The sequence below is a fragment of the Acetohalobium arabaticum DSM 5501 genome (assembly GCF_000144695.1).
Classification (GTDB): Bacteria; Bacillota; Halanaerobiia; order Halobacteroidales; family Acetohalobiaceae; genus Acetohalobium; species Acetohalobium arabaticum.
This window is the reverse complement of record NC_014378.1, coordinates 641988-665020: the sequence shown is the minus strand read 5'-3', so window position 1 is coordinate 665020 and position 23033 is coordinate 641988. Positions and strand designations below refer to the sequence as shown.

General features: G+C 37.6%; 23 protein-coding genes. 3 read left to right on the top strand and 20 right to left on the bottom strand.

The window, feature by feature from the left end:
- Positions 1-7: 7 nt before the first annotated feature.
- From yqfC to acear_RS03215, 19 genes are all read right to left on the bottom strand, one after another.
- A complete protein-coding gene (gene yqfC, locus acear_RS03305) occupies positions 8-295 on the bottom strand; it encodes a sporulation protein YqfC (protein ID WP_013277603.1) in 288 nt (95 codons plus the stop codon).
- A gap of 616 nt (positions 296-911) precedes the next feature.
- Positions 912-2573 carry a SulP family inorganic anion transporter gene (locus tag acear_RS03300; RefSeq protein WP_013277602.1) on the bottom strand — a complete coding sequence of 554 codons (1662 nt, stop codon included), beginning with the start codon at positions 2571-2573 and terminating at the stop codon, positions 912-914.
- On the bottom strand, positions 2545-3081 hold the full coding sequence (locus acear_RS03295; protein WP_013277601.1) for a hypothetical protein: 537 nt from the start codon (positions 3079-3081) through the stop codon (positions 2545-2547). The genes acear_RS03300 and acear_RS03295 overlap by 29 nt, the downstream gene beginning before the upstream one ends.
- 23 nt (positions 3082-3104) lie before the next feature.
- Positions 3105-4088, bottom strand: coding sequence for a flotillin-like protein FloA (gene floA / locus acear_RS03290; RefSeq protein WP_013277600.1), 984 nt, complete (start codon positions 4086-4088; stop codon positions 3105-3107).
- A gap of 17 nt (positions 4089-4105) precedes the next feature.
- Positions 4106-5413, bottom strand: coding sequence for an NfeD family protein (locus acear_RS03285; protein ID WP_187286634.1), 1308 nt, complete (start codon positions 5411-5413; stop codon positions 4106-4108).
- An 83-nt stretch (positions 5414-5496) separates the two neighbouring features.
- A complete protein-coding gene (locus acear_RS03280) occupies positions 5497-5940 on the bottom strand; it encodes a GatB/YqeY domain-containing protein (RefSeq protein ID WP_013277598.1) in 444 nt (147 codons plus the stop codon).
- A 40-nt stretch (positions 5941-5980) separates the two neighbouring features.
- A complete protein-coding gene (locus acear_RS03275; protein WP_013277597.1) occupies positions 5981-6325 on the bottom strand; it encodes a histidine triad nucleotide-binding protein in 345 nt (114 codons plus the stop codon).
- 60 nt (positions 6326-6385) lie between these two features.
- Positions 6386-7696, bottom strand: a complete 1311-nt coding sequence (mtaB, locus tag acear_RS03270) for a tRNA (N(6)-L-threonylcarbamoyladenosine(37)-C(2))-methylthiotransferase MtaB (protein ID WP_013277596.1) — start codon at positions 7694-7696, stop codon at positions 6386-6388.
- Positions 7696-8442, bottom strand: coding sequence for a 16S rRNA (uracil(1498)-N(3))-methyltransferase (locus acear_RS03265; protein WP_013277595.1), 747 nt, complete (start codon positions 8440-8442; stop codon positions 7696-7698). The genes mtaB and acear_RS03265 overlap by 1 nt, the downstream gene beginning before the upstream one ends.
- Positions 8443-8446: 4 nt before the next feature.
- Complete coding sequence (gene prmA / locus acear_RS03260; protein WP_049772645.1) at positions 8447-9355, bottom strand: 50S ribosomal protein L11 methyltransferase; 909 nt, start codon at positions 9353-9355, stop codon at positions 8447-8449.
- Entirely contained in the window at positions 9345-10475 is a 1131-nt protein-coding gene (dnaJ, locus tag acear_RS03255; protein WP_013277593.1) for a molecular chaperone DnaJ, read from the bottom strand. Before dnaJ ends, prmA begins: the two co-directional genes overlap by 11 nt.
- Before the next feature lie 113 nt (positions 10476-10588).
- Positions 10589-12493, bottom strand: coding sequence for a molecular chaperone DnaK (gene dnaK / locus acear_RS03250; RefSeq protein ID WP_013277592.1), 1905 nt, complete (start codon positions 12491-12493; stop codon positions 10589-10591).
- Positions 12494-12602: 109 nt separating this feature from the next.
- Positions 12603-13235, bottom strand: a complete 633-nt coding sequence (grpE, locus tag acear_RS03245) for a nucleotide exchange factor GrpE (RefSeq protein WP_013277591.1) — start codon at positions 13233-13235, stop codon at positions 12603-12605.
- 21 nt (positions 13236-13256) lie between these two features.
- Positions 13257-14303, bottom strand: a complete 1047-nt coding sequence (gene hrcA, locus acear_RS03240) for a heat-inducible transcriptional repressor HrcA (protein WP_013277590.1) — start codon at positions 14301-14303, stop codon at positions 13257-13259.
- A gap of 162 nt (positions 14304-14465) precedes the next feature.
- Positions 14466-15602 carry a radical SAM family heme chaperone HemW gene (hemW, locus tag acear_RS03235; protein WP_013277589.1) on the bottom strand — a complete coding sequence of 379 codons (1137 nt, stop codon included), beginning with the start codon at positions 15600-15602 and terminating at the stop codon, positions 14466-14468.
- Between the two features lie 14 nt (positions 15603-15616).
- Positions 15617-17422 carry a translation elongation factor 4 gene (gene lepA, locus acear_RS03230; RefSeq protein WP_013277588.1) on the bottom strand — a complete coding sequence of 602 codons (1806 nt, stop codon included), beginning with the start codon at positions 17420-17422 and terminating at the stop codon, positions 15617-15619.
- Between the two features lie 82 nt (positions 17423-17504).
- A complete protein-coding gene (spoIIP, locus tag acear_RS12050; RefSeq protein WP_013277587.1) occupies positions 17505-18671 on the bottom strand; it encodes a stage II sporulation protein P in 1167 nt (388 codons plus the stop codon).
- An 85-nt stretch (positions 18672-18756) separates the two neighbouring features.
- The gene (gpr, locus tag acear_RS03220) at positions 18757-19755 is read right to left on the bottom strand and encodes a GPR endopeptidase (protein WP_013277586.1); all 999 of its coding nucleotides are present in this window, start codon (positions 19753-19755) and stop codon (positions 18757-18759) included.
- A gap of 26 nt (positions 19756-19781) precedes the next feature.
- Positions 19782-20117, bottom strand: a complete 336-nt coding sequence (locus tag acear_RS03215) for a phage holin family protein (RefSeq protein WP_013277585.1) — start codon at positions 20115-20117, stop codon at positions 19782-19784.
- 174 nt (positions 20118-20291) lie between these two features.
- On the opposite strand from acear_RS03215, the gene rpsT reads away from it, so the two are divergent.
- Positions 20292-20558, top strand: a complete 267-nt coding sequence (gene rpsT, locus acear_RS03210; RefSeq protein WP_013277584.1) for a 30S ribosomal protein S20 — start codon at positions 20292-20294, stop codon at positions 20556-20558.
- 41 nt (positions 20559-20599) lie between these two features.
- Here rpsT and holA read toward each other — a convergent pair whose 3' ends face one another.
- Entirely contained in the window at positions 20600-21625 is a 1026-nt protein-coding gene (holA, locus tag acear_RS03205; RefSeq protein WP_013277583.1) for a DNA polymerase III subunit delta, read from the bottom strand.
- A 281-nt stretch (positions 21626-21906) separates the two neighbouring features.
- Between holA and acear_RS03200 the strand changes: the two genes are divergently transcribed.
- Together acear_RS03200 and acear_RS03195 are read left to right on the top strand one after the other, a co-directional pair.
- Positions 21907-22203 (top strand): alpha/beta-type small acid-soluble spore protein, encoded by a 297-nt coding sequence (locus tag acear_RS03200; RefSeq protein WP_013277582.1) that lies wholly within the window; start codon positions 21907-21909, stop codon positions 22201-22203.
- 100 nt (positions 22204-22303) lie between these two features.
- Entirely contained in the window at positions 22304-22600 is a 297-nt protein-coding gene (locus acear_RS03195; protein ID WP_013277581.1) for an alpha/beta-type small acid-soluble spore protein, read from the top strand.
- Positions 22601-23033: the final 433 nt, after the last annotated feature.

Sequence of the window (23033 nt, the reverse complement as noted above, 5' to 3'; positions counted from 1 at the left end):
CCTTTAATTAAAATTTAAAACTAATATCTATAATCTGTCCTTTAATATTAACTGTCTGTTTGGTTAAATCTGCAATAATTAATTCTGCCCCAGAAATAACAACCTGTCCGCTATTGATTCTAATTCGAACCTGATCCTCTGTATATTCAATAATTCCCCGGTGATTTTCCAAGGTTAACTCCATATTACCCACCATAGAGATTCGAGGAGCATCTAAAACTGTATCCTTCGGCATCTCAAACAGCTCAGCAAATTTATTCTTAAGTTCTTCAATAAACTCTCTATCTTGAGACAACTAAACCCCTCCTTACCGCTTCTTGTACTAAATTTATGCCGGAAAAAGGATAATCATCACTAAAAGTAACAAATCTCTTCCGCAATTTATATAGTTTCTAAATATAAAAAAATGGCCTTTCGGCCACTCCTCTTTATAAAATATTGATATATTGTTGCAGTTTAGAGTTGATATCTTGCAAACGCTCCAAAAATCAGCCCTAATCAATTAGCAATAAATTACTCTTATAACTGCACTTTAAAACTCTAGCTTATATGGTAATTATTCTCTCTTATGGGGCTGCTTTAAAGTTGCTTGTTGCAAGATATCAACTAATTGTGCAAAAATTATTGGAGGAAGCGTTTAAAACCACAGATCAATGAAATTTCTGTTCTATAATACCGCAAATAGTTAATATGTGCTTACAGCAACTTTCATTAATGATAACCATAGCAATATATCTATTACAAATAGTCAACATTTCTCTGGAGCGACTCTTAAAACTAATCCGAAGCCATGGAGGCTGTAGGGAAACTGATTTTAGCTCCTTGCTCAATAAGTTCATCCCATAGCCAGAACAGTAAAACCAGAATACTGACAATAATCATTCCAATATTCACAGCTATCCCTCCTTACTTCAGTTCTGCCGGTCTTCTGCTTCATTAATTGCTTCCTGAGTTGAGGAAAAGATATAATCATCAGCCTTAAAGACATTACTGCGATTAACTTTATCGATTACACCTGATTCTTCCAGCGGATCAAAGATATCATCTCCTAGTCCACAGATCATTACCTCACCGCCGTATCTTTGAACGCGATCAATGAAATTATCCAGTTCTCTAATAGTCGTAAAGTCAATACTTTCTACATCCCGAGTTCTAATTACAAAGATCTTATTCTCCTGAAAGCTTTCATCCAGTTCCTCTTTTAAATTCTCCGATGTATTGAAATTTAAATTTCCAGCCAAGTTGATAACTATCAATTCATCATTCTTAACCTCTTCAAAGTCCTGATCAACAAACTTGCTCTTTTCCTGCTCATAACTGATATGAGAATAATTGATATCACTTGTATCCTTTAAAACTATAATAGTAGAAATTAGCACACCTAAATAGATAGCATAATCAAGACGGGGTGCTAAAATAGTAGTTAACAGCGTTGTGGATAGAACTACTGCATCATACTTGGTAGTTCTAAAGGTCTTTACTATCTCTGTTATATCTATCATGTTATAAGCTACTATAATCACTATTGCCGCTAAAGCAGCAACAGGAATATACTCCACTAAAGAATTTAATAGAAGAATAAATAATAACATAACTAATGCAATAATCAATTCCGAAAACCTGGTTTTAGCTCCAGCCTCATAATTAGCAAAGGAATTTGTAAATGAACCAGAGATAGCAAAACTACTGAAGAAAGAACAGACAGTATTGATAATTCCCTGACCTATAAACTCCCTGTTTAGATCTACTTCCTGGCCAGTCTCTTTTTCTAAAGACTTAACTATTGAAACCACCTGAATAAAACCTAAGATCGCAATGGATAATGCAGAAATAAATAACTGCCGTACCAAAGTTAAATCAAACTTAACCGGACTAAAGCTAGGTAGCGAAGATGAGAATTGATTAATTACTTTTAATTCTTGATCTAAATTGAAGAAATAAGTTACTAACATAGAAACAACAACTGCTAATAGATATGAAGGCAGCCTGGAATCTATCTGTTTACTAATTATAATAATTATCATCGCTAAACTACCAATCGCTACAGAATAATAATTGAGCTGGTCAAGATTGATCCCCAATCGATAAACTGTTATAAAAATATTTGTACTGCTCTCTACTGCTACTCCCAAAAAACTGCCTAGTTGGCCAATACCGATCATCAAGGCTACTCCTGTCGTCAATCCCACAATTACTGAATGGGAAACATACTTAACTAAGTCACCTAACTTTAAAACTCCTAAAATTATTTGAATCAACCCTACCATCATTGTTAACAACAGTACTCCCTGTAGGTAATTAATCCCCTCAAAAGCAGCTAAACTACTGGCAATAGCCAATGCAATCATATTAGCCGGCCCAACTACCATATAATTGGAAACTCCAACAAAAGTAGCAACAATCATAGACACTATAGAAGTATAAAGGCCATAAACAGGATCAACCCCTACAATCAATGCATAAGCCATATTCTGTGGTAAAGCAATAGTAGCCACCGATAGTCCAGCTAATAAATCATCTCTTAAATCTGTCAGCCCATAACCTTTAGTCATCTTTATAAAGTTCTGAAACATCTTTCCCTTTACTTAACCCCCTGACTGAAGAATCTTTTGCTTGATAAGGCCGCTTAGCACGGGGAGGCTGTAGTATTTCAGCCAGTACAACCCCCTGCCGCAGCATATTTCGGTCCAGATTCTTTATATTTAATCTTCCATTATTCTGTTTGGCTACTGATGGAGTCTTTTCCTGCTTAGATTTTAATTTTTCTCTTACCTCCTGCTGCTTCTTTTCAGCTTCAGCCTTTCTGGCTTCCAGCTCCTGGCGTTTTTCTTCCAATTCCAACTGGGCTGTTCCTTTTTTATTTATCTCTATTGCTGGCTCTTCAATTTTATTTCTTTCTTCAACCTTACTCTTTTCTCCATTAATAGGCTGTTTGTTAGCTTCAGGTTTCTCTGACTTCGGCATTTCATCAGGCGTATAAGAAGCCAAATCAGACTCCTGATACTCACTCTTTAATTTCTTTATTACAGCTACCAATATACTGTATCCAAAATAGATCAAAATTGGAACTAAAAGCTCCATTCTAATCCTCCTTACCTATTAATCTATTCTTCATCATCTGTCATTACAGTCTCTTCTTCTCCGGAGATGCTGTTTCTCATTTCAGTGTCAGCTTTGATATTTTGATAATTTAAATAATCCATAACGCCCATCTTTCCTTCCCGCAGTGCCTGAGAAATAGCTAGTGGAACTTCGGCTTCTGCTTCAACTACTTTGGCCCTCTTTTCCTGTACTTCTGCTTTCATCTCCTGTTCCTGAGCTACAGCCATAGCCCGGCGCTCCTCAGCCTTTGCCTGAGCAATCTCTTTATCTGCCTCAGCCTGATCTGTCTGCAGCTGGGCTCCAATATTCTTACCTACATCAACATCAGCGATATCAATCGAAAGAATCTCAAAAGCTGTTCCGGAATCCAATCCTTTCTCCAATACTGTCTTGGAGATAGAATCAGGATTCTCCAAGACCTTAGTATGGGCATTGGCCGAACCAACTGTAGTAACAATTCCCTCTCCTACTCGGGCTAGAATGGTCTCTTCACCGGCTCCCCCGACAAGCTGGTCGATATTGGCTCTAACTGTAACCCTAGCATTGGCCTGAACCTGAATCCCATCCATAGCTACAGCTGTTACCATCGGCGTCTGAATTACTTTAGGATTAACACTCATCTGTACTGCTTCTAACACATCTCTACCGGCTAAATCAATAGCTGCTGCTCTCTCAAAAGTAAGATCTATATCGGCTCTTTCGGCTGCAATTAAAGCATCAACTACCCGATCTACATTTCCACCAGCCAAATAGTGGGCTTCCAGACGGTCAATTCCCAACTCTACACCTGCTTTATGTGATTTGATCATCGGTCGTACTATCTCTGCTGGAGGTACTCGTCTGAAGCGCATTCCAATTAAAGTACCGATACTGACTTTAACCCCGGAAGCTAAAGCAGACAACCAGAGTCCTACCGGAATCACATAGCTGAATAACCATACAAATCCAGTCAATCCCAAAATTACAATAATTAAAGTTCCAAACATAGAATTCACTCCTTAATCTAAATTTTTTTAACTACTATCCGCCTACCTCGAACTGATACTACTTCTATATCTTCGCCAGCAGCAATAAAATCTCCTTGGGAAACTACATCCCTTCTTTTTCCTGTTATTTTGGCTATTCCTGCCGGCCTAAGGGGAGTAACTGCTCTACCCTGTTTGCCGACTAATTCTTTAGCTTCCTGATGGCTAGAGTAACCTTCATCTTTGGTCTGTGATGTTCCTAATTCTATCTTCTTCCAGATAGTACTCTCTAGAAAGTATTTGGCTGCTATTATTAAACCTACTACACTGGTCAATAGAGAAATACTTAAGACATAGACCGCTGTCTGCTGACTTTCAAAAGTAAAGAAGAGACTGGTTAAAACAGCTGTAAGGCCGCCAATTCCTGTTATGCCAAACCCCGGCACCACTAAAACTTCCAGTCCTAGCAGAAAGACTCCTACTATAAAGAGGAAGATTAATCCTAAACCAGCAGAGCCGGCCATTAACCGACCGCCAAAGTATAGTCCTAAAGAAAGTATACCAACTGTTCCGGCTCCACCCCAACCTAGAGTGATTCCTTCAATAATTAAAGCTGTAAAGCCAATAGTTAATAGAATACTGCTAACTACCGGACTGGAAACAAACCGGGCCAGCTGCTCACGCAGATTAGGAGTTATCTTTTCAATTTCAGCCTGGGAATAACCAGCAGCAGCTATAGCTTCCCGTCTGCTATTTACAACTCCAGTTATGAAGTCTAACTTTTCAGCTTCATTAGCTGTTAAGGTTAATATCTTTCCTTCCTCTACTACTCCTTCAATCTCTATATCAGCATCTACCATAGCAGCAGCTATTCCTGAATCCCTTCCTCTCTTTTCAGCAGTAGTCTGAAACTCCTTGCGAAAAGCAGAAATAATCTTCTCCTCTTGGGGTCTAGTTTCAGCTGCTCCTATACTGCTGCCGGAATCCATAAAGATATCACTGCTGGCTATAGTTATTAATGCCCCAGCCGACCAGGCTCTATTCTTAACATAGGCAACCACCGGCAGCTCAGTCCCCAAAATATCATCTCTAATCATAGTAGCTGCCTTAACTAAACCGCCAAAGGTATCCACTGTCAATAGAATAGCCTCAGCCTGACTGTTTTCAGCTTGAGCAATACCGCGTTCTACAAATCTAGCCAAACCTAGATTAATCTCTCCCTCAACAGGAATCTCATAAATAGTCTTTGCTTCAGCTTCACCAACGGCTGAAAAAGAAAGTAACAGTCCTATCACTAAGATTAATATTAAAGCCATCCACCGCTGATTTAACCTTAAATACTCCACCATTTTACTTCAGTCCTTTCTAATATAAAATACCCGGCACCTATCATCAGCACCGAGTATAATCAATAACATATCTCATTTTACTACTGAAGTCTTTCTCTAACCAACTCATTAACTTTACTGCCGTCAGCTCTCCCCTTAACCTTGGGCATGATAGCTCCCATAACCTTGCCCATATCGCTCATATCTTCGGCTCCTACATCAGCAATCACTTCTTCAACTAAATCAACTAACTCTTCCTCAGAAAGCTGCTCCGGAAGATATTCTTCTAAAATATTTATCTCTTCTTTTAATTCTTCGACTGTATCCTCCTGGCCTGCTTTCTTATATTCCTCAATCGACTCTCTCCGTTGTTTTACTTCTTTAGCTAAAACCTCAATCAATTCGTCATCAGATAAATCTTTACTTTCCTCAATCTCTACATTTTTAATAGCTGCTCTTGTCATTCTGATAACTGACAGTTTCTGCTTATCTCCGTTCTTCATAGCTTCTTTCATATCAGCAAGTAATTCATCTTTTAAAGACATCTTTTTTCCTCCTCTGCTCTTTTACAAACTAACTTAAATTTTACCCCGGCGGCCACTGTAGATCTCTACCGCCTAATAGATGAAAATGTAGATGAAAGACAGTCTGTCCCCCAGCTTCATTACAATTATTAACTACTCTAAATCCATCTTCAGCAATTCCTTCTTCTTCAGCTATCTTACTGGCTACCTGATAAATATGGCCTACCAATTCATTATCTTCTTCAGCCAGATCCAGAACAGTTGCAATATGCTTCTTCGGTACTATTAGAATATGTACTGGCGCCTGCGGTTCAAGGTCTCTAAAAGCAACTACCTTCTCATCTTCATAGACAATATCGCTATCCATCTCATGATTAGCTATTTTACAGAAGATACAGTTGGACATAATCCAACACCTCCTCCTACATTTTCAATATATTCTTGATCAATAGAGAAAAATCCTCTTTTAACCCTTCGTAATCTTTCCAATTAAGTAATCTTCTTGTAACTTATTCAGTTCAACCTCTATTAATTCCTTTCGGTACTGATCCTGATCATCAATCATTACCCGTAGATAATTATCAGTTAAACCGGTTAACAGATCCGTACTTCCATCCCGCTCTTCTTCAATTAAAACATCCAGTTCCGCACCTAAAAATTTCTTGCGGTACTGAGACGCAAGGTCATCTGCTAGTTTTCTTAATTTAGCACTCCGCTCTTTTTTTAACTTCGAATGCACCTGATTGGAAAATTTAGCTGCGGCAGTACCCTCTCGTTTGGAATACTTAAAAACATGAAGATCACTAAAAGCTAATTCTTCAATCAACTGATAAGTAGCTTCAAAATCCTCATCTGTTTCCCCAGGAAAGCCGACCATAACATCAGTAGTAAGGGCAATTTGAGGAATATTACTTCTAATTTCTGCTACCTTATCGGCATACTGCTGAACAGTATAGTCCCGATTCATAGCTGCAAGTATCTTATCACTGCCGTTCTGCAAAGGAAGATGCAGATGACGGCAGAGCTTCTCTTCTGTTGCTATTAGGTCAATTAAATCTGAAGTTACTTCAGTTGCTTCAATAGAACTTAATCTTATCCGTTCCAGCCCCGAAATTTCTATTAATTCCTTTAATAGAGTAACTAAATCAATCTCTTCCTCTACTTCTTTACCATAAGCCCCTAAGTGTATTCCGGTTAGAACAATCTCTTTAAAACCGCTGGCAGCCAGCCGCTTAGCTTCAGCCACAGCATCCTCTATTCTTCGACTGCGAACTGAACCGCGGGTATACGGAATAATACAGTAGGCACAGAAATTATCACAGCCGTCTTGCACCTTCAAGGAAGCCCTGGTCCGCTCTTCAAATTTATCAAGCGGTATCTCTTCAAAATCTTCTGCTTCACTTATATCCCGAACAAAATTCAAGGATTCATCAGCACGTTTAGCCTGTTCAACTAAATCAACTATCCTGCTCTGACCTTCAGTCCCTACTATCAAATCCACTCCATCAATCTCCAAAATCTCTGCTGGTGATACCTGTGGATAACAGCCTACTACTGCTACTATAGCCTGGGGATTACGCCGGTTAGCCCTCCGAACCATCTTGCGGGACTTACGGGCTCCTTGATGAGTAACAGTACAGGTATTTATAACATAGACATCAGCCTCATCAGAAAAGTCTACCAATTCATAATCAGCTGCTGTAAAGAGATTAATCATAGCTTCAGTATCATATTGATTAACCTTACAACCTAAGGTATAGAATGCAACTCGCTCCATTATTGGCCTCCTAAATCTCCTAATTCGTACAGAACTAAACTCAAAGTAGTCAGACCTGCTGTCTCTGTTCTAAGGATTCGGGGGCCTAAACTAACCGATTTAGCCCCTAGCTGTTTTGCTGTCTCAACTTCTTCGGCAGTAAAGCCTCCCTCAGGCCCGATAATAATTAATACCTTCTCTATTGCAGCAGCTGATCCCAATACTTCTTTTACACTACTGGTTGATTCCTCCTCCCAGGGAAGAAGAATCAAATCATAATCAGTAGCTATTTCAGATAAATCAGTTAAATTCATTAGCTGACCAACAGCAGGAATCCGAGCCCGCTTTGACTGTTTAGCAGCAGCTTCTGCCTTCCTCTGCCACCGTTTTCGACGCCGTTTAGCTTTACTTGGTTTTAGTTTAACTACACTTCTTTTAGTTTCTGCAGGAATAACTTTATCTATTCCCAGTTCAGTACATTTTTCTACTATCAGATCCATCTTTCTGCTTTTAGGCAGTCCCTGCAGTAGGGTTACTTCTACTTCCGGTTCTACTTTGGATCTAAACTCTTCTTTAATATTGCCTAGAACTAAACCATTCCCCGTCTCAGCTATCTCTACCATATATCTTCTACCTTTGCCGTCAGCTACACTAATTTCATCACCTGGTCCTAACCGCAAGGACTTAGTAATATGTTTTACATCATCACCAGTAATCCTTACCTGGCCCTCAGTTATATAGTCAGGCTCTACAAAAAAATGATGCATGCTACTAACACCTCTCTCCTATAAGCGTCACCCAGTCTCCGCTGTCCTTTACTTCTATAACCTTTAATGAAAATTCTTTTAATTCTTCTTTAATTCTTTTTTTCTTCTCCTGAGTAATCCCGGACAGAATAAAGATACCTTCCTGGTCTATTAACTGTCTTAGATTAGGAATTAAATCCAGAATAATATGAGGCAGTAGATTGGCGACTACTAATCCATAACTGTTATCTACTTCTTCAGCTAGATTACCCTGCTCTACTTTGACACCCTGACTAATTCCATTTAGTTTTAAATTCTCTTTAGCTATTCTAACAGCTGTTTCATCGATATCAATAGCTGTTATATCTTCAATCCCCAATAGATAAGCACCAATAGATAAAATTCCAGTACCTGTACCAATATCTAATAGATCACTGTACTGACTGCTGTATTCCTCAATTGCCTCTAGACACATAGTTGTCGTCACGTGGGAGCCAGTACCAAAGGCCATTCCTGGATCTATCTCTATTACCTTTTCTTCCGGCTTAGGCTGATAATCTTCCCAGGTAGGCTTAATTACTAACTTATCAGTTACCTGCTTAGACTTAAAGTTCTCTTTCCAGCTTTCACGCCAGTCCTGATCAGAGATAGATTCACATTCTATGCGACCTGAACCTAGATCGATATCATAATCCGGTAGATGTTTAATTTTGCTTTTCAGCACAGATAACTTAGCTTCTAATGACTTATCAACCGGTAGATAGAATTTAACCATCAAATTATCATCACTTACTTCATCTTTAACCTTCTCTTTAATCAGGCCGTCAACTCCTAGATCATCTAAAATACTGCTTACAGCCGGCAGAGCTTTCTGTTTAGTAAAGACTTTAGCTTCCATCCATTCCTTATTAGTTTTTTTGTTATTACATACCAAGGGCCTTCTTCACCTTTCTGAAGAATCCTTTTTCCTCTGGATTGATTTCTTCGCCGCTTATTTCAGCAAACTTCCGCAGTAATTCTTTCTGTTCTTCACCCAGCTCTTCTGGAATTACTACTTTTACCTTGATATGCTGATCTCCGCGGCCTCTGCCCTTCAGATGAGGAACTCCTTTATCCTGAAGTCTAAAGGAAGTACCCGGCTGAGTACCTTCAGGAATCTTGAATTTAACCTTACCATCAAGAGTAGGCACTTCGATCTCATCACCTAAAATAGCCTGTACAAAGCTAATTGGCACTTCACAGAGAATATCGTCACCTCTGCGTTCAAATAGTTTATGGGAGCGAACATTGATAACTACAAATAGATCACCGGCCGGTCCCCCATTTTCTCCTGTTTCTCCTTCGCCACGCATGCGCAGCCGGGAACCGTCTTCAACTCCAGCTGGCACATTTACTGTTACTGTTCTGCGCCGTTTTACTTTTCCTTTACCATTACAGGCTGGACAAGGATCCTTGATAAATTTACCGGTTCCATTACAGCGGTCACAGGTCTTTGTCTGCACAAACTGTCCTAATGGAGTCTTCTGTTGGAATTTAATCTGTCCTGAACCATTACATTTAGCACAGGTCTCTACATCACTATCTGATTTAGCTCCAGTTCCGTTACAGTTATCACATTCTTCAGTTCTAGGTACAGTAATCTCTTTTTCGGTTCCAAAAACAGCTTCTTCAAAATCTATTCTCAGATTATATTTGAGATCTGCTCCTTTTCGGCGGGCATTTTTACGCCTACCACGGCCGCCTCCGCCGCCAAAGAACATATCAAATATATCATCAAAACTGCCGAAATCACCTTGACCAAAACCGCCCTGGCCGAAGCCAGCTTGATCTTGATCCACACCAGCATGGCCAAACCGATCATACTTGGCCCTCTTTTCTTCATCACTTAAGACTTCATAGGCCTCCGATGCTTCCTTAAACTTCTCTTCCGCATTAGGTTCATCGCTGACATCAGGATGATATTTCTTAGCCATCTTTCGATAGGCCTTTTTAATCTCTTTCTGACTGGCATCCTCGTCAACACCTAAAACTTCATAATAATCCTTTTTACTCATAACTTAACTTTCACCACCCTATCAATAATAATCTGAAAATATAAACAGAGCCAAAGCCAAAATTTCTTTGACTTTGACTCTAGTTTAACACTATATCCTGATTCTATCAATTATTATTCTTCATCATCTACTTCTTCAAAGTCAACATCAACTACATCTTCATCATCTTCTTGACCAGCTGTTCCCTGAGCTCCGGCAGCACCCGCTCCTGCAGCTCCTGCTCCAGCTTGGGCTCCTGCCTGCTGTTGGGCTTGAGAATACATTTGTTGTGTCAATTCATGGAGCTGGCTACTTAAGTTCTCTTTCTTCTCTTCAATTAAATCAACATCAACTTCATCCGGATCAATATTATTAATATCAATATCTTCTAAGACATCTTCTAATTCTTCTTTAGCAGTCTCAATCTGGCTGACAGTAGCATCATCAGCAGCTTCACCTGCTTCTTCAATTGTCTTCTCTACCTGATGAACTAGACTATCAGCTTCTGTAACCGTCTCTACTGCTTCACGGCGCCGCTTATCCTCTTCAGCATTTTCTTCGGCTTCTTTTACCATCTCTTCAATCTCTTCATCAGAAAGACCTGTATCAGATTCAATTGTGATTTGCTGCTCATTACCGCTGCCTTTATCCTTAGCAGACACATGCACAATACCATTCTTATCAATCTCAAATGTTACTTCAATCTGAGGTACTCCACGCGGGGCTGGAGGAATCCCGGTTAACTGGAAGCGGCCGAGTGTCTTATTATGTTTGGCCATCTCCCGTTCTCCCTGTAGAACATGAATGTCTACAGTTGTCTGATTATCAGCAGCAGTAGAGAAGATCTTGCTCTTCTCTGTTGGAATTGTTGTATTCCGCTCGATTAACTTCGTGAAGACACCACCCATAGTTTCAATACCTAAGGACAACGGCGTAACATCTAATAGTACTAGATCATCAACTTCGCCGGCTAAGACTCCGCCCTGAATAGCTGCTCCGACAGCAACACATTCATCAGGGTTAACACCTTTATGGGGCTGTTGTCCCAATTCATTCTCTACTGCTTCACGAATAGCAGGAATTCGAGTAGAACCTCCTACTAAGATCACATGGTCGATCTCATTCTTGCTCAAATCTGCATCAGATAGCGCCTGCCGCGTTGGCTTCATTGTCTTCTCTACTAAATCAGAAGTCATCTTTTCAAATTGGGAACGACTAATATCTATATCAAGATGCTTAGGTCCGCTCTCATCCTGAGTAATAAACGGTAGGTTAACATTAGTAGTAGCAACACCTGATAATTCAATCTTAGCTTCTTCGGCAGCTTCATTTAAACGCTGCAGCGCCATTTTATCTTCACGTAGATCAATCCCGTGTTCTTTTTCAAACTCTTCAGCTAAGTAGTCAATAATTTTCTGATCGAAGTCATCTCCGCCTAACTTATTATTACCGCTAGTAGCAACAACTTCAAAGACTCCGCCGCCTAATTCAAGGATTGAAACATCAAAGGTTCCACCGCCTAAATCATAAACTAGAATAGTCTGATCCTCTTCATCATCCAATCCATAAGCTAAAGAAGCAGCAGTCGGTTCATTGATAATTCTTTCTACTTCCAGACCGGCAATCTTTCCTGCATCTTTAGTTGCTTGACGTTGAGAATCGCTGAAGTAAGCAGGTACTGTAATTACTGCTTTCTCTACTTCTTCACCAATATAATCTTCAGCATCCTGCTTTAACTTCTGCAGAGTCATAGCAGAAATCTCTTGCGGTGTATACTCTTCACCTTCTAAAGTTTCTTTATGATCAGATCCCATATGGCGCTTGATAGAAGCAACTGTATCGTCAGGATTAGTAATTGCCTGACGCTTAGCAGCTTCTCCCACTAGTCGCTCACCTTTATCAGAATATCCTACTACTGAAGGAGTAGTTCTATTTCCTTTCGCATTAGGAATAACAGTGGGATCACCACCTTCAATTACTGCCACACAAGAATTAGTAGTTCCTAAGTCAATACCTATCACTTTTTCTTTTTTACCCATACTACATCATCCTCCTTAATTAAAGTGTCAGAATAATTATCACAATCTATCCAGGGCATAAATTACCCTGGTTATGTAAAAAGAACTTTTTGGTTTTGATTATTATAATCTACTCTGCAACCTTGATCATTGCTGCTCGAAGCACCTGGCCGTTAAAGGAGTATCCTTTCTGTAATTCCTCAATAACAATACCTGATTCATACTCCTCACTGGGCTCCTTGGCTACAGCTTCATGCAGATTAGGATCAAACTCTTCACCGACAGTTGAAATTTCTTCTAATCCCTCTTGTTGCAATACCTTCACTAACTGCCGGGAAATCATCTCCATCCCTTCCATGAAATCTGCTAGATTTTCATCTTCAGCAGAAGAAGCAAGAGCTCTCTCAAAATTATCCAGAATCGGTAATAACTCACTGACTAACTCTTTTGTTGCATTCTCTTTTAAGTTATCCTTTTCCTTCTTAACTCGATTTTTATAATTGGAAAAGTCAGCTCGCTGACGCTGTAATTTATTTATATACTCTTCCTTCTCCTGTTCACTCCTTTCTAACTCTTTCTCTAAATCTTCTATCTGTTCTTTAAGATCGGATACTTCTAATTCTTCATCCATCGCTTCATCAACTGAATCTTCAGTAACTTCTTCACTTTCTAATTCTGCTTCATCTTCCAGTTCAGCTTCTTCTTTCTCTTTCTTCTCTTCTTCAAAGTCAAACTCTTTCTTAGCAGCTTGATTATGACTCATTACTCTCACCACCCAATCTTACTATTTATTTCTTTCTGTTTCATCTAACATGTTACTCAAAATCTGGGCTACAATCTTCACTTTAGAAACAACATTAGGATATTCCATGCGGGTAGGTCCTAAAACTCCAATCTTACCTATCGCCTTATCGCCTAACTGATAAGTAGCTGTTACCATACTGCAGTCTTTGATTTCATCAAACTCATTCTCTTGACCTATAATTACCTCTACTTCGGAGGAATTATAGATCTTTCCTAAAATATTATACAATAATTCTTCCTTTTCTAAAACCCTTAATACTGCTTTAACTTTCCGAATATCATTAAATTCCGGCTGTTCTAGAATATTTGTCGTACCGCCTAGATAAATCTTCTCATCAAGACTGACTCTAAACAGATCATCAGCCAGAAATCCTAAATCACTCACCAGAATATCCAATTGATTAATCAAATTCTTTTCCAGGTTATTTAACAGATCCTTATCTATCCCACTTAAGGATAATCCCTCTAGGTTTTCATTTAGATATCTAGAAATCTTCTGTAATTCAGACCTGCTTAGCTCCCCCGGCATCACAACTACCTTATTTTGAACTACTCCAATATCCGTCATCAGAATCAATAACATATGTCTACTATCCAACGGAATTAACTTCAATTTCTGAAATACACTATCCTGCACCTGTGGAGTTAAAACCAAAGAAGTATAATGCGTCAATTCCGATAACATATCTGAAGTCTGTTTAATAATATCATGAATCTCTTTAGCCTTTGATTCATAATTATCCTTTATTTTCTTACGCTGCTGTTTAGAAATATCTCTAAGTTCCATCAATGTATCGACATAGAATCTATATCCCTTATCAGATGGAATCCTTCCTGCAGATTTATGCGGCTTCTCCAAATAACCCATTTCCTCAAGATCAGCCATTTCATTTCTAATGGTTGCAGAACTAACTCCAAAGTCATATCTGCGGGCCAAAGTACGGGATCCTACTGGTTCAGCAGTCATTACATACTCATTAATGATGGCTTTTAGAACATCCTTTTTTCGGTCCGTCATCTCCAGCATTGACCATCACCTCTCAATGTTAGCACTCAAGGCTAATGAGTGCTAATAATTAGCTATAATTAAGATAACACTTACCTTACTATTTGTCAAACATTCAAAGATTTGATTTAATCAAATTAACTAACTGAAACCATAAAATACTAGTTTATACTTTAATTATTGTCAAAGAATAAACTCAGCTAATACATCATTAGCCAAGACCCTTCCTTTTTCAGTAAGTGCTATCTGCTGAGAGTTAATCTCTATCAACCCCTGTTTATTTAATTTTTTCAATTCTTCATTGTATATATTATGAACCGACTCTCCAAATCGTTCCTCAAATTCAAGTGTCGAAATCCCTTCTTTTAATCTCAATCCTAAAATCATAGTCTCTATTATCTTATCTTCTCTACTGAGAGATTCTTCTATTTCTACAGGTTTCTCTCCATCCTTAATTACATTAATATATTCCCCGATCGATTCCAGATTATTCCCCCGAAACTCTCCATCATAAAAATGAGCCCCCGGTCCTAAAGCTAAATACGGTTCATTCTGCCAGTAAATTTGATTATGTTCAGACCTATAACCCGGCTTAGCAAAGTTAGAAATCTCATAATGCTCGTATCCATTATCAATCAATAACTTCTTGGTCAGCTGATACATCTCTAAATCCAAATCCTGGCAAACAGGCTCTATACGTCCCTGAGCTAGATCTTTCCCTAACTTAGTTCCCGGCTCAATTTTCAAATTATAAGTAGCTAAATGCTCAGGAGCTAGCTGTAGAGCAGATTCTAAAGTTACTTTCCACTGGCTTAATTTCTGACCAGGAATAGCAAAGATTAAATCCAGATTAATATTTGCAAATCCTACCTCTCGAGCTAAATAATAATTCTTTTCAGCCTTCTGAGCTGTATGTATTCGACCTAATTTATTCAAAATTCTATTATCAAAAGACTGCACTCCAAAGCTTAAACGATTAATTCCAACCTCTTTAAAAATCTCAAGCTTATTTTGATCAACAGTTCCTGGATTGGCTTCAATCGTTACTTCAAGTTCTGTTTTTAATCTAAACTCATCTTCTAATACTGATAATAACTCAGCTATAGTCTGACCGCTAAAACAGCTGGGAGTACCTCCGCCAAGAAAGATGCTCTTCAGCTGTGGATAGTCATAATCAGCAGCAACCAGCTTTATTTCTTCACATAAAGCCGTAAAAAATTCTGCAGCCAAATCATCCTGCCAAGCTACAGAATTAAAATCACAGTAATAACATTTTTGGATACAGAAGGGAAAATGTATATAGAGTCCATATTCTTCCATCTAAATTACTCCCTTTATTCATCTATACTCAAGATAGCCATAAATGCTTCCTGAGGAATCTCTACACTACCTACCTGTTTCATTCTCTTCTTTCCTTCTTTCTGCTTCTCTAACAGTTTTCTTTTTCGGGAAACATCTCCTCCATAACACTTCTGGAGCACATTCTTCCGCTTAGCCCGAATAGTCTGGCGGGCAATTACGTTATTACCAATAGCTGCCTGTACAGGAACTTCAAACATCTGTTCAGGAATAAACTCTTTTAGTTTTCTAGTTAGGCTCTGACCGATCTCATAAGCATTATCCTCATGTACAATACAGGAGAGGGCATCTATCGGATCTTTATTGACTAAAATATTCAGCTTAACTAAGTCTGCTTCGCGGTAACCGACAAATTCATAATCCAAAGTAGCATAACCACGCGTTGCTGATTTAAGCTGATCAAAGAAATCAAGAATAATTTCACTCAACGGCAGCTCATAAACTAGCTTAACCCGGGTTTCATCCAGATACTGCATATCTTCAAATTCACCCCGACGATCCTGAGCCAGTTCCATACCGTCCCCGACATAATCATCAGGCAGCATAATTGTCGCTTCCACAAACGGCTCTTCAATAAAATCTATTTCCTGAGGTTCAGGCATCTTGGCTGGATTCTCAATCTCCAGTACTTCGCCATCTTCTTTATGAACCTTATAGACTACACTAGGAGCTGTTGTAATTAAATCCAGGTCATACTCTCGTTCCAGACGTTCCTGAATAATCTCCATATGCAGCAGTCCTAAGAATCCACCGCGGTAGCCAAATCCTAAAGCTTCCGAAGTCTCTGGTTCAAAGGTTAAAGCAGCATCATTTAACTGCAGCTTCTCTAACGCATCACGCAGTAGGTCATAATCTGCACCTTCGACCGGATATAGACCACAATATACCATAGGCTTCGCTTTCTGATAGCCGGGCAGCGGCTCGTCGGTAGGATTATTAGCCTCAGTAATTGTATCTCCTACCCGCGAATGCTTAACATCTTTAATTCCAGCAATTACATAGCCTACTTCTCCTGCTACCAACCTGTCAACTGATTCCATATTCGGAGTGAAGATACCAACTTCCTCTACTTCAAAGGTCTTTTCAGTAGCCATCATCTCAATCTCCATTCCTGGTTCGATGCTTCCTTCTACTACTCGATAATAGGCAATCACTCCTTGATAAGGATCATATACAGAATCAAAGATTAATGCCTTAAGCGGTCTGTCTATATCTCCTGCTGGAGAAGAGACTCTTTCTACCACTGCATCTAAGACTTCTCCAATTCCAACTCCCTCTTTAGCACTGGTCAAAATAGCTTCATCCGGATCTATACCGATATCAATCAATTCTTCTTTTACTAAATCAGGCCGAGCGCTATCTAGATCTATCTTATTAATGACAGGAATTATCTCTAAATCAGCTTCCAAAGCTAGGTAAATATTGGCCAAAGTCTGGGCTTCTACCCCCTGAGCAGCATCAATAACCAACAGAGCTCCTTCACAGGCTTCTAAACTTCTCGATACTTCATAATTAAAATCAACATGTCCTGGCGTATCTATTAAATTCAAAATATAATTCTGTCCATCATCAGCTTCATAATTCATCCGTACTGCTTGTGCTTTAATTGTAATTCCACGTTCTCGTTCTAACTCCATAGTATCCAATAACTGTTCTTCCATATCACGTTCTTCAATAGTATCAGTATATTCTAATAATCTATCAGCCAAAGTAGACTTACCATGATCAACATGGGCTATAATACAGAAGTTAATAATTCTATCTTGATTAACTCCACTCAATTTCTGCTCCTCCTTTATCCCTAGCTTGCTTTTACAATTATAACACCGATTTCTCAATTTATCAAACTAGGTATCGACTGGGCTAATTATTTAGCTCATCATCCAGAAGAGAAGCAATTACATCAGCCATTAAGCGTGTAGACCGCTTGGCTTCTGCAGAAGTATTGCTAACGCCTCCAATCTCTAATAATACAGAATGAGGATGAAGGTCCTGATTATACCGTCTATTATCCACCACTTTAACCTTTCTTAATAGATTAGGATACATACTGTTTATCTCATCAGCCAATCTATAGGCAAACCTTAAGTTCTTTCTCCATTCTGGATGGCTTAATCCATAATTCTTATTAGCTTTGGCTACTACAATCATAACTTTAGCTACTTTCTGCCCATCAATTGTTGTAGTAAAGAGTTCTTTATCCTGTTTAGCTAATGCATCACGATGAATATCAAATACCATCTGTAAATTAGGATTATCCTCTATTAACTGACGGGCTGTTTCTCGTGATTCCATATAAGATTCTCTATAGACACTATCATTAACCCGAGTCGAATGAAGAGCATTAATGCCGTGTTTAGATTCAAGCCGTTCAATCAATTTCCTTCCTACTTCTACAACATCTCCTCTCGTTCCCGGCTTGGAATGAAAGTTACTAACACTTTCTTCATAGCTTTCTGAAGTATGGGTATAATAAATTCCAACTAAATTATTATCATCAAACTTTTCTGTCTTTTGAGATGGTTCCGTCTGGGTGAAATTTAATTCTGTCTCTTGGACTTCATCCTGGGCTTGTCTCTTTTGGTTAAATGTTTCTTTCTGGTCAGCCTCTGTCTTTCTTTCCTCTCTTTCTGCCATATTTCTATTTACAACTGATAAATTTGGAAGCTCTGCTTGCAGAATGCTAGCAGGATTATCCATTTTTACTCCAATTAAAAAGTCAGATGCTTGATTAATCAAAACTATCGGGTCATTCAACACTTCCTTAAAACTATTTTTTTGCTGACTGCTGCCTAAAATAGGTATAGCTTTCTGTAAGATCTCTTTAGAATTTCTAATATCAAAATGTAGTAAATGATTTATTAAATTTTCCTTGTCCAATTTATCTTTAGATTGCTCCTCTGGATTAAAGACTGATACTGCTGCCGGCTTTCTTTCGGAATTATAAACTGCGTTAACAGAAATAAGCCCCAATAATATAACTAGAAAAACAATAATTGCTTTAATTAAATTATTAGAAATTAAATCCATAGTTTCACTCCATTCTATTATGATAACTATGCAGAATTCCAGAAAATATAACTAAGAAAGCTCTGGCTAAAAGCCAGAGCTTTCTTTACTGCAGATAGAGTGAAACATCTTCTTTTTTAATATCCGGATGAAAAGCAACATTTAAACCGCCAGCAACTATCCTTCCTACATCCCGAATTAATTCATCTATTCCCTTTGGAGTTACAACTAAATCACCCAAATAGGGCTGTAGTATTCTTTTGATCAACTGCTGTTTCTGTTGATTATTAACCTGTCCTAGTTCTTGCTGTAAATTAGTATTACTTAAACCTCTATTTTCCATTAATTCATCAATTGTATCATTAACTATAGTTACGGAATTAACAACAGTTGGAATACCTAAAGCAATCACTGGAACTTCCATGTCTTCTTTAGTAATCCCTAACCGCTGTTTTCCTAATCCAGATCCGGGATAAATACCGGTATTACTGATTTGAATAGTAGCATTAAGATGTTTAGCTTCTTTAGCAACTAAAGAATCGACTGCAACTACTAAATCAGGATCAACTCTATCGATAACTCCTTTTAGAATCTCTGCTGTTTCAATTCCTGTTAAACCCAATACTCCTGGAGCCAGAGCACAGACAGGCCTCATACCGTCCCGCACATCTTCTGGTGAAGAATCATACAGATGTCTAGTTACTAATAAATTGTGAATTACCCGCGGGCCTAAGGCATCAGGAGTAGCATTCCAATTACCTAAACCGATTACTAAAATTGTCGGTTCTTGATCAAAAGTTTTAGCTAAAGAATTATAATCTACTAATTGATTTAATTCTGCTGCCATTACTCCGCTTAAATATTCATGAATCTGGCGATTATTCTCTCTTAATTTATCAGAGTGGATTGTAATATAATGCCCAGGCTTTTTACCAAGAGCTTCAGCTGCCTGCTTATTCATTACTTCGATTCTAGTTATCTTGGCATGATCTATTGTCTGTTCATCTACCTTAACGCCTTTGACTTCACCGCCAGTCCGTTCAACAGCTAAATCCCGAGATTCAATTGCTAAATCAGTATAAGGATTAATATTATCTTTTGACACTGGTATCTCCTACCCTAATTAATTAGTTATCTTAATTCTGTTGGAACAACAGCATCAACAATTCCAATTACTAATGCTGCCAGTAAAGCTCCTATTATAGTTACTGTCATATTACCAACTACAAACTGAGTTAAATAAATTACAGATGCCGAAGTCAGAAAACCGACAAGACCTCGACTCTGGGGTGAAACATCATCACCCAGAATGCTTTCAATGATATATCCTATAAGCGCGATTACTACTGCTGCAATCAAAGCATTAGCAAAGCCTACAATCTCAAATCCCGGCAGAAAATAACTTACTGCTAAAAGTACAAAAGCTGAAACTATAAATCTAATAATTGCTCCTAACCAGCCTTGCATTTTTTCACCTCCTTAATTTCAGTTATTATAATAACCATTTCTATTTTTTATATTCAAAACTGGATTATAACTTGCAATTTTATGTTCTCTATGATAAAATTCTTCTTGTTACTCTGGAATGTAAGCATATTTTACATAGCTAGTTATTGCTAACATTAAAGGAGGTGACTGAAAATGCCAACTAGTAAATCAGCTACTAAACGAGTAAGAGTCGCCAAAAAGAAAGAAGAGAGAAATCGAAAAGTTAAAGATCAACTAAAAGAAGCAATTAAAAATGTTGAAGAAGCTTTAGAAGCCGAAGAGGTAGAAACTGCTAAAGAAGAATTAAGAGAAGCTAAACAGACAATAGATAAAGCAGTTACTAAAGGTATCTTACATGAAAATACTGCTGCTCGCAGAAAGTCCAAGCTAGAACGCAGAGTTAATAAATTAATCAATTAAAAAAATCCCTACATCATATAATAGATGTAGGGTCTTCTTATTTAATTACTGTTCACTATCTGACCTAGCTTTAAAATTAAAAGTTCTAACTCTAATTCTTTATCCTCTCCAGTTACTAAATTAATATTACTTTCTAATAACTGTTCTAATATATCTTCTAGTTCAGAAATGGAAAAATTCTTACTCTGTTTAATACATTTCTTAATCGGATAAGGATGCTGATTTAATCTATTAGCAATCTGTTGGGGCTTCTTCCCTTGTTGATATAATTCTTTGCACTGCAAAATTAATCTAACCTGGCGGGCTATCATCATTAATAGACCTATTTCAGACTGCCCATTATTTATCATCTGATTTAGTAAATGCAGAGCCTGTTCATTATTCTGTTCCCCGATAGCATCAACGAAGTCAAAAATAATATTCTCCTTTAATAGTCTATCCTTGCTAATAATCTGGCGCACCTTCTTAAAAGTCATTATTTCTTTTGAACCTAAAAAAGTCGATATCTTCTGTAATTCGCTGTCTAAACGCTGTAAATTATTATTGAACATCTTTTCTAATAATTTAACTGCCTTGGAATCAATCTTATTACCTAACTCGTTAGCCCTTGTTTCAATCCATTCATCCAAAGCTTTATACTTTAAATTTTCAAAATCTAAAATCTGTCCTGATTCTTTAAAAGCTTTATACAACTTTCTTCGTTTATCAGGTTGATTGGTAGTCTTTACTAATAAAATTGAAGTTTCAGCAAAATCATTTAATAATTCTTTTAAGTCTTCAGTTTCATCTTTATTAAATCTATTGGTAAATAGACGCTCTCCGTTCAAAATTGTAATTCGCCTGTCAACCATAAATGGAAGTTGATTAACTGAATTGCTTAATTTAGTTAAAAAGCCATCATTACTATCATTTATCGTATCCAAATTAAAATCCTTAAATTCTTCCTCGACAAACTCTGTAATAAACTGATCAATAAATTCTTTCATCAAGTATTCCTCATCGCCAATTAATAAATATAGATTATCTAAATCAGTTATGTCCTGTTCTAAAATATCTTGATACTGCATTTTAGTCACCTCTAATTCCTTATTCTGTATAAAATTTTGAATCCCTTTCTTTTACTTTATTATCTGCCTGTAATTACTAACATATTAATCTGCCGATTTACTAAATACTATTAATACTAAAAATTGTTAGAGCACCTCCGAAAAATCTGATAAAGTCGTTATACCATTCTCTGCTTAATTTAGAATTGAGTTAGTGAACTGGCGATAAATACTAGTATAACACTAAAACATCTAATCAATACTAGTAATGAAGATAAATGAAGATAAAGGAGGTGAAAATAATGAGTGTTCGAAATAACGGTAATCAATTAGTTAATCCAATGGCCATGGAGGCTATGGATAAGTTCAAGCAGGAAGCTGCCCAAGAACTCAATGTCTCTGATGAATATAAATCCGGTTATTGGGGTAACATGACTTCTCGTGAATGTGGAGCCGTTGGTGGACAGATGGTTAAAAAGATGATCGAAGAAATGGAAAATCAATTAGCCAACGGAACTAACATTTCTGCTCAGACTAATGATCAAGAACAGGATTATAATTTAGCCAACAAAGCTGGCAACTACCAGCCTCAACAATAGATTATAATTTTCCGGTATTAACTAAGTTACTAATTAATTCTAGTATACAAAGAATCTCATTACTAAAATACTAGTAATGAAGATAAAGGAGGTGAAAATAATGAGTGTTCGAAATAACGGTAATCAATTAGTTAACCCAATGGCCATGGAGGCTATGGATAAGTTCAAGCAGGAAGCTGCCCAAGAACTCAATGTCTCTGATGAATATAAATCCGGTTATTGGGGTAACATGACTTCTCGTGAATGTGGAGCCGTTGGTGGACAGATGGTTAAAAAGATGATCGAAGAAATGGAAAACCAATTAGCCAACGGAGCTAACATTTCTGCTCAGACTAATGATCAAGAACAGGATTATAATTTAGCCAACAAAGCTGGCAACTACCAACCTCAACAATAACATTAAAACAGTGAGCGGATATAGTCACTATATCCGCTCACTCCCCCTCCTTATACATAATTTCGCCTATTCATAAGCTAGCTATTGGCTTTGAATTCAAAGCCAATAGCTAGCAGCCGTATGGGAATTAAGATTACTATCAAGCTTTTTTATTTTTACTTCCATGACTGTTATTTATTTTCAAGTACCGATTTAAATAAAATTAAATACTATTTATCTTTACTTTTTGATGTAAAAATAATATAATGTGATCATAATGTTGTATTCTTACTAAAATAAAATATCCCTTTTCTACATAAAAATAAATAATTTTACCGGAGGTGATATTCTAAATCACACTATAATTACAGTTTATCTATTTTCCTATTATTACTTATAAAAGATACTACCAAAAAAGCAGTTCCCAAAAATTTAAATAAATTTATCCTAGTAA

Coding starts and splice junctions, on each gene's coding strand:
- holA (WP_013277583.1), bottom strand. CDS start 21,625: ATGCAGTATCAAGATATTTTAGAACAGGACATAACTGATTTAGATAAT.
- spoIIP (WP_013277587.1), bottom strand. CDS start 18,671: ATGGATTTAATTTCTAATAATTTAATTAAAGCAATTATTGTTTTTCTA.
- dnaJ (WP_013277593.1), bottom strand. CDS start 10,475: ATGAGTAAAAAGGATTATTATGAAGTTTTAGGTGTTGACGAGGATGCC.
- acear_RS03275 (WP_013277597.1), bottom strand. CDS start 6,325: ATGTCCAACTGTATCTTCTGTAAAATAGCTAATCATGAGATGGATAGC.
- acear_RS03200 (WP_013277582.1), top strand. CDS start 21,907: ATGAGTGTTCGAAATAACGGTAATCAATTAGTTAATCCAATGGCCATG.
- acear_RS03195 (WP_013277581.1), top strand. CDS start 22,304: ATGAGTGTTCGAAATAACGGTAATCAATTAGTTAACCCAATGGCCATG.
- acear_RS03265 (WP_013277595.1), bottom strand. CDS start 8,442: ATGCATCATTTTTTTGTAGAGCCTGACTATATAACTGAGGGCCAGGTA.
- acear_RS03295 (WP_013277601.1), bottom strand. CDS start 3,081: ATGGAGCTTTTAGTTCCAATTTTGATCTATTTTGGATACAGTATATTG.
- acear_RS03280 (WP_013277598.1), bottom strand. CDS start 5,940: ATGTCTTTAAAAGATGAATTACTTGCTGATATGAAAGAAGCTATGAAG.
- hemW (WP_013277589.1), bottom strand. CDS start 15,602: ATGGAAGAATATGGACTCTATATACATTTTCCCTTCTGTATCCAAAAA.
- floA (WP_013277600.1), bottom strand. CDS start 4,088: ATGTTTGGAACTTTAATTATTGTAATTTTGGGATTGACTGGATTTGTA.
- acear_RS03215 (WP_013277585.1), bottom strand. CDS start 20,117: ATGCAAGGCTGGTTAGGAGCAATTATTAGATTTATAGTTTCAGCTTTT.
- rpsT (WP_013277584.1), top strand. CDS start 20,292: ATGCCAACTAGTAAATCAGCTACTAAACGAGTAAGAGTCGCCAAAAAG.
- hrcA (WP_013277590.1), bottom strand. CDS start 14,303: ATGCTGGAGATGACGGACCGAAAAAAGGATGTTCTAAAAGCCATCATT.
- grpE (WP_013277591.1), bottom strand. CDS start 13,235: ATGAGTCATAATCAAGCTGCTAAGAAAGAGTTTGACTTTGAAGAAGAG.
- dnaK (WP_013277592.1), bottom strand. CDS start 12,493: ATGGGTAAAAAAGAAAAAGTGATAGGTATTGACTTAGGAACTACTAAT.
- mtaB (WP_013277596.1), bottom strand. CDS start 7,696: ATGGAGCGAGTTGCATTCTATACCTTAGGTTGTAAGGTTAATCAATAT.
- acear_RS03300 (WP_013277602.1), bottom strand. CDS start 2,573: ATGTTTCAGAACTTTATAAAGATGACTAAAGGTTATGGGCTGACAGAT.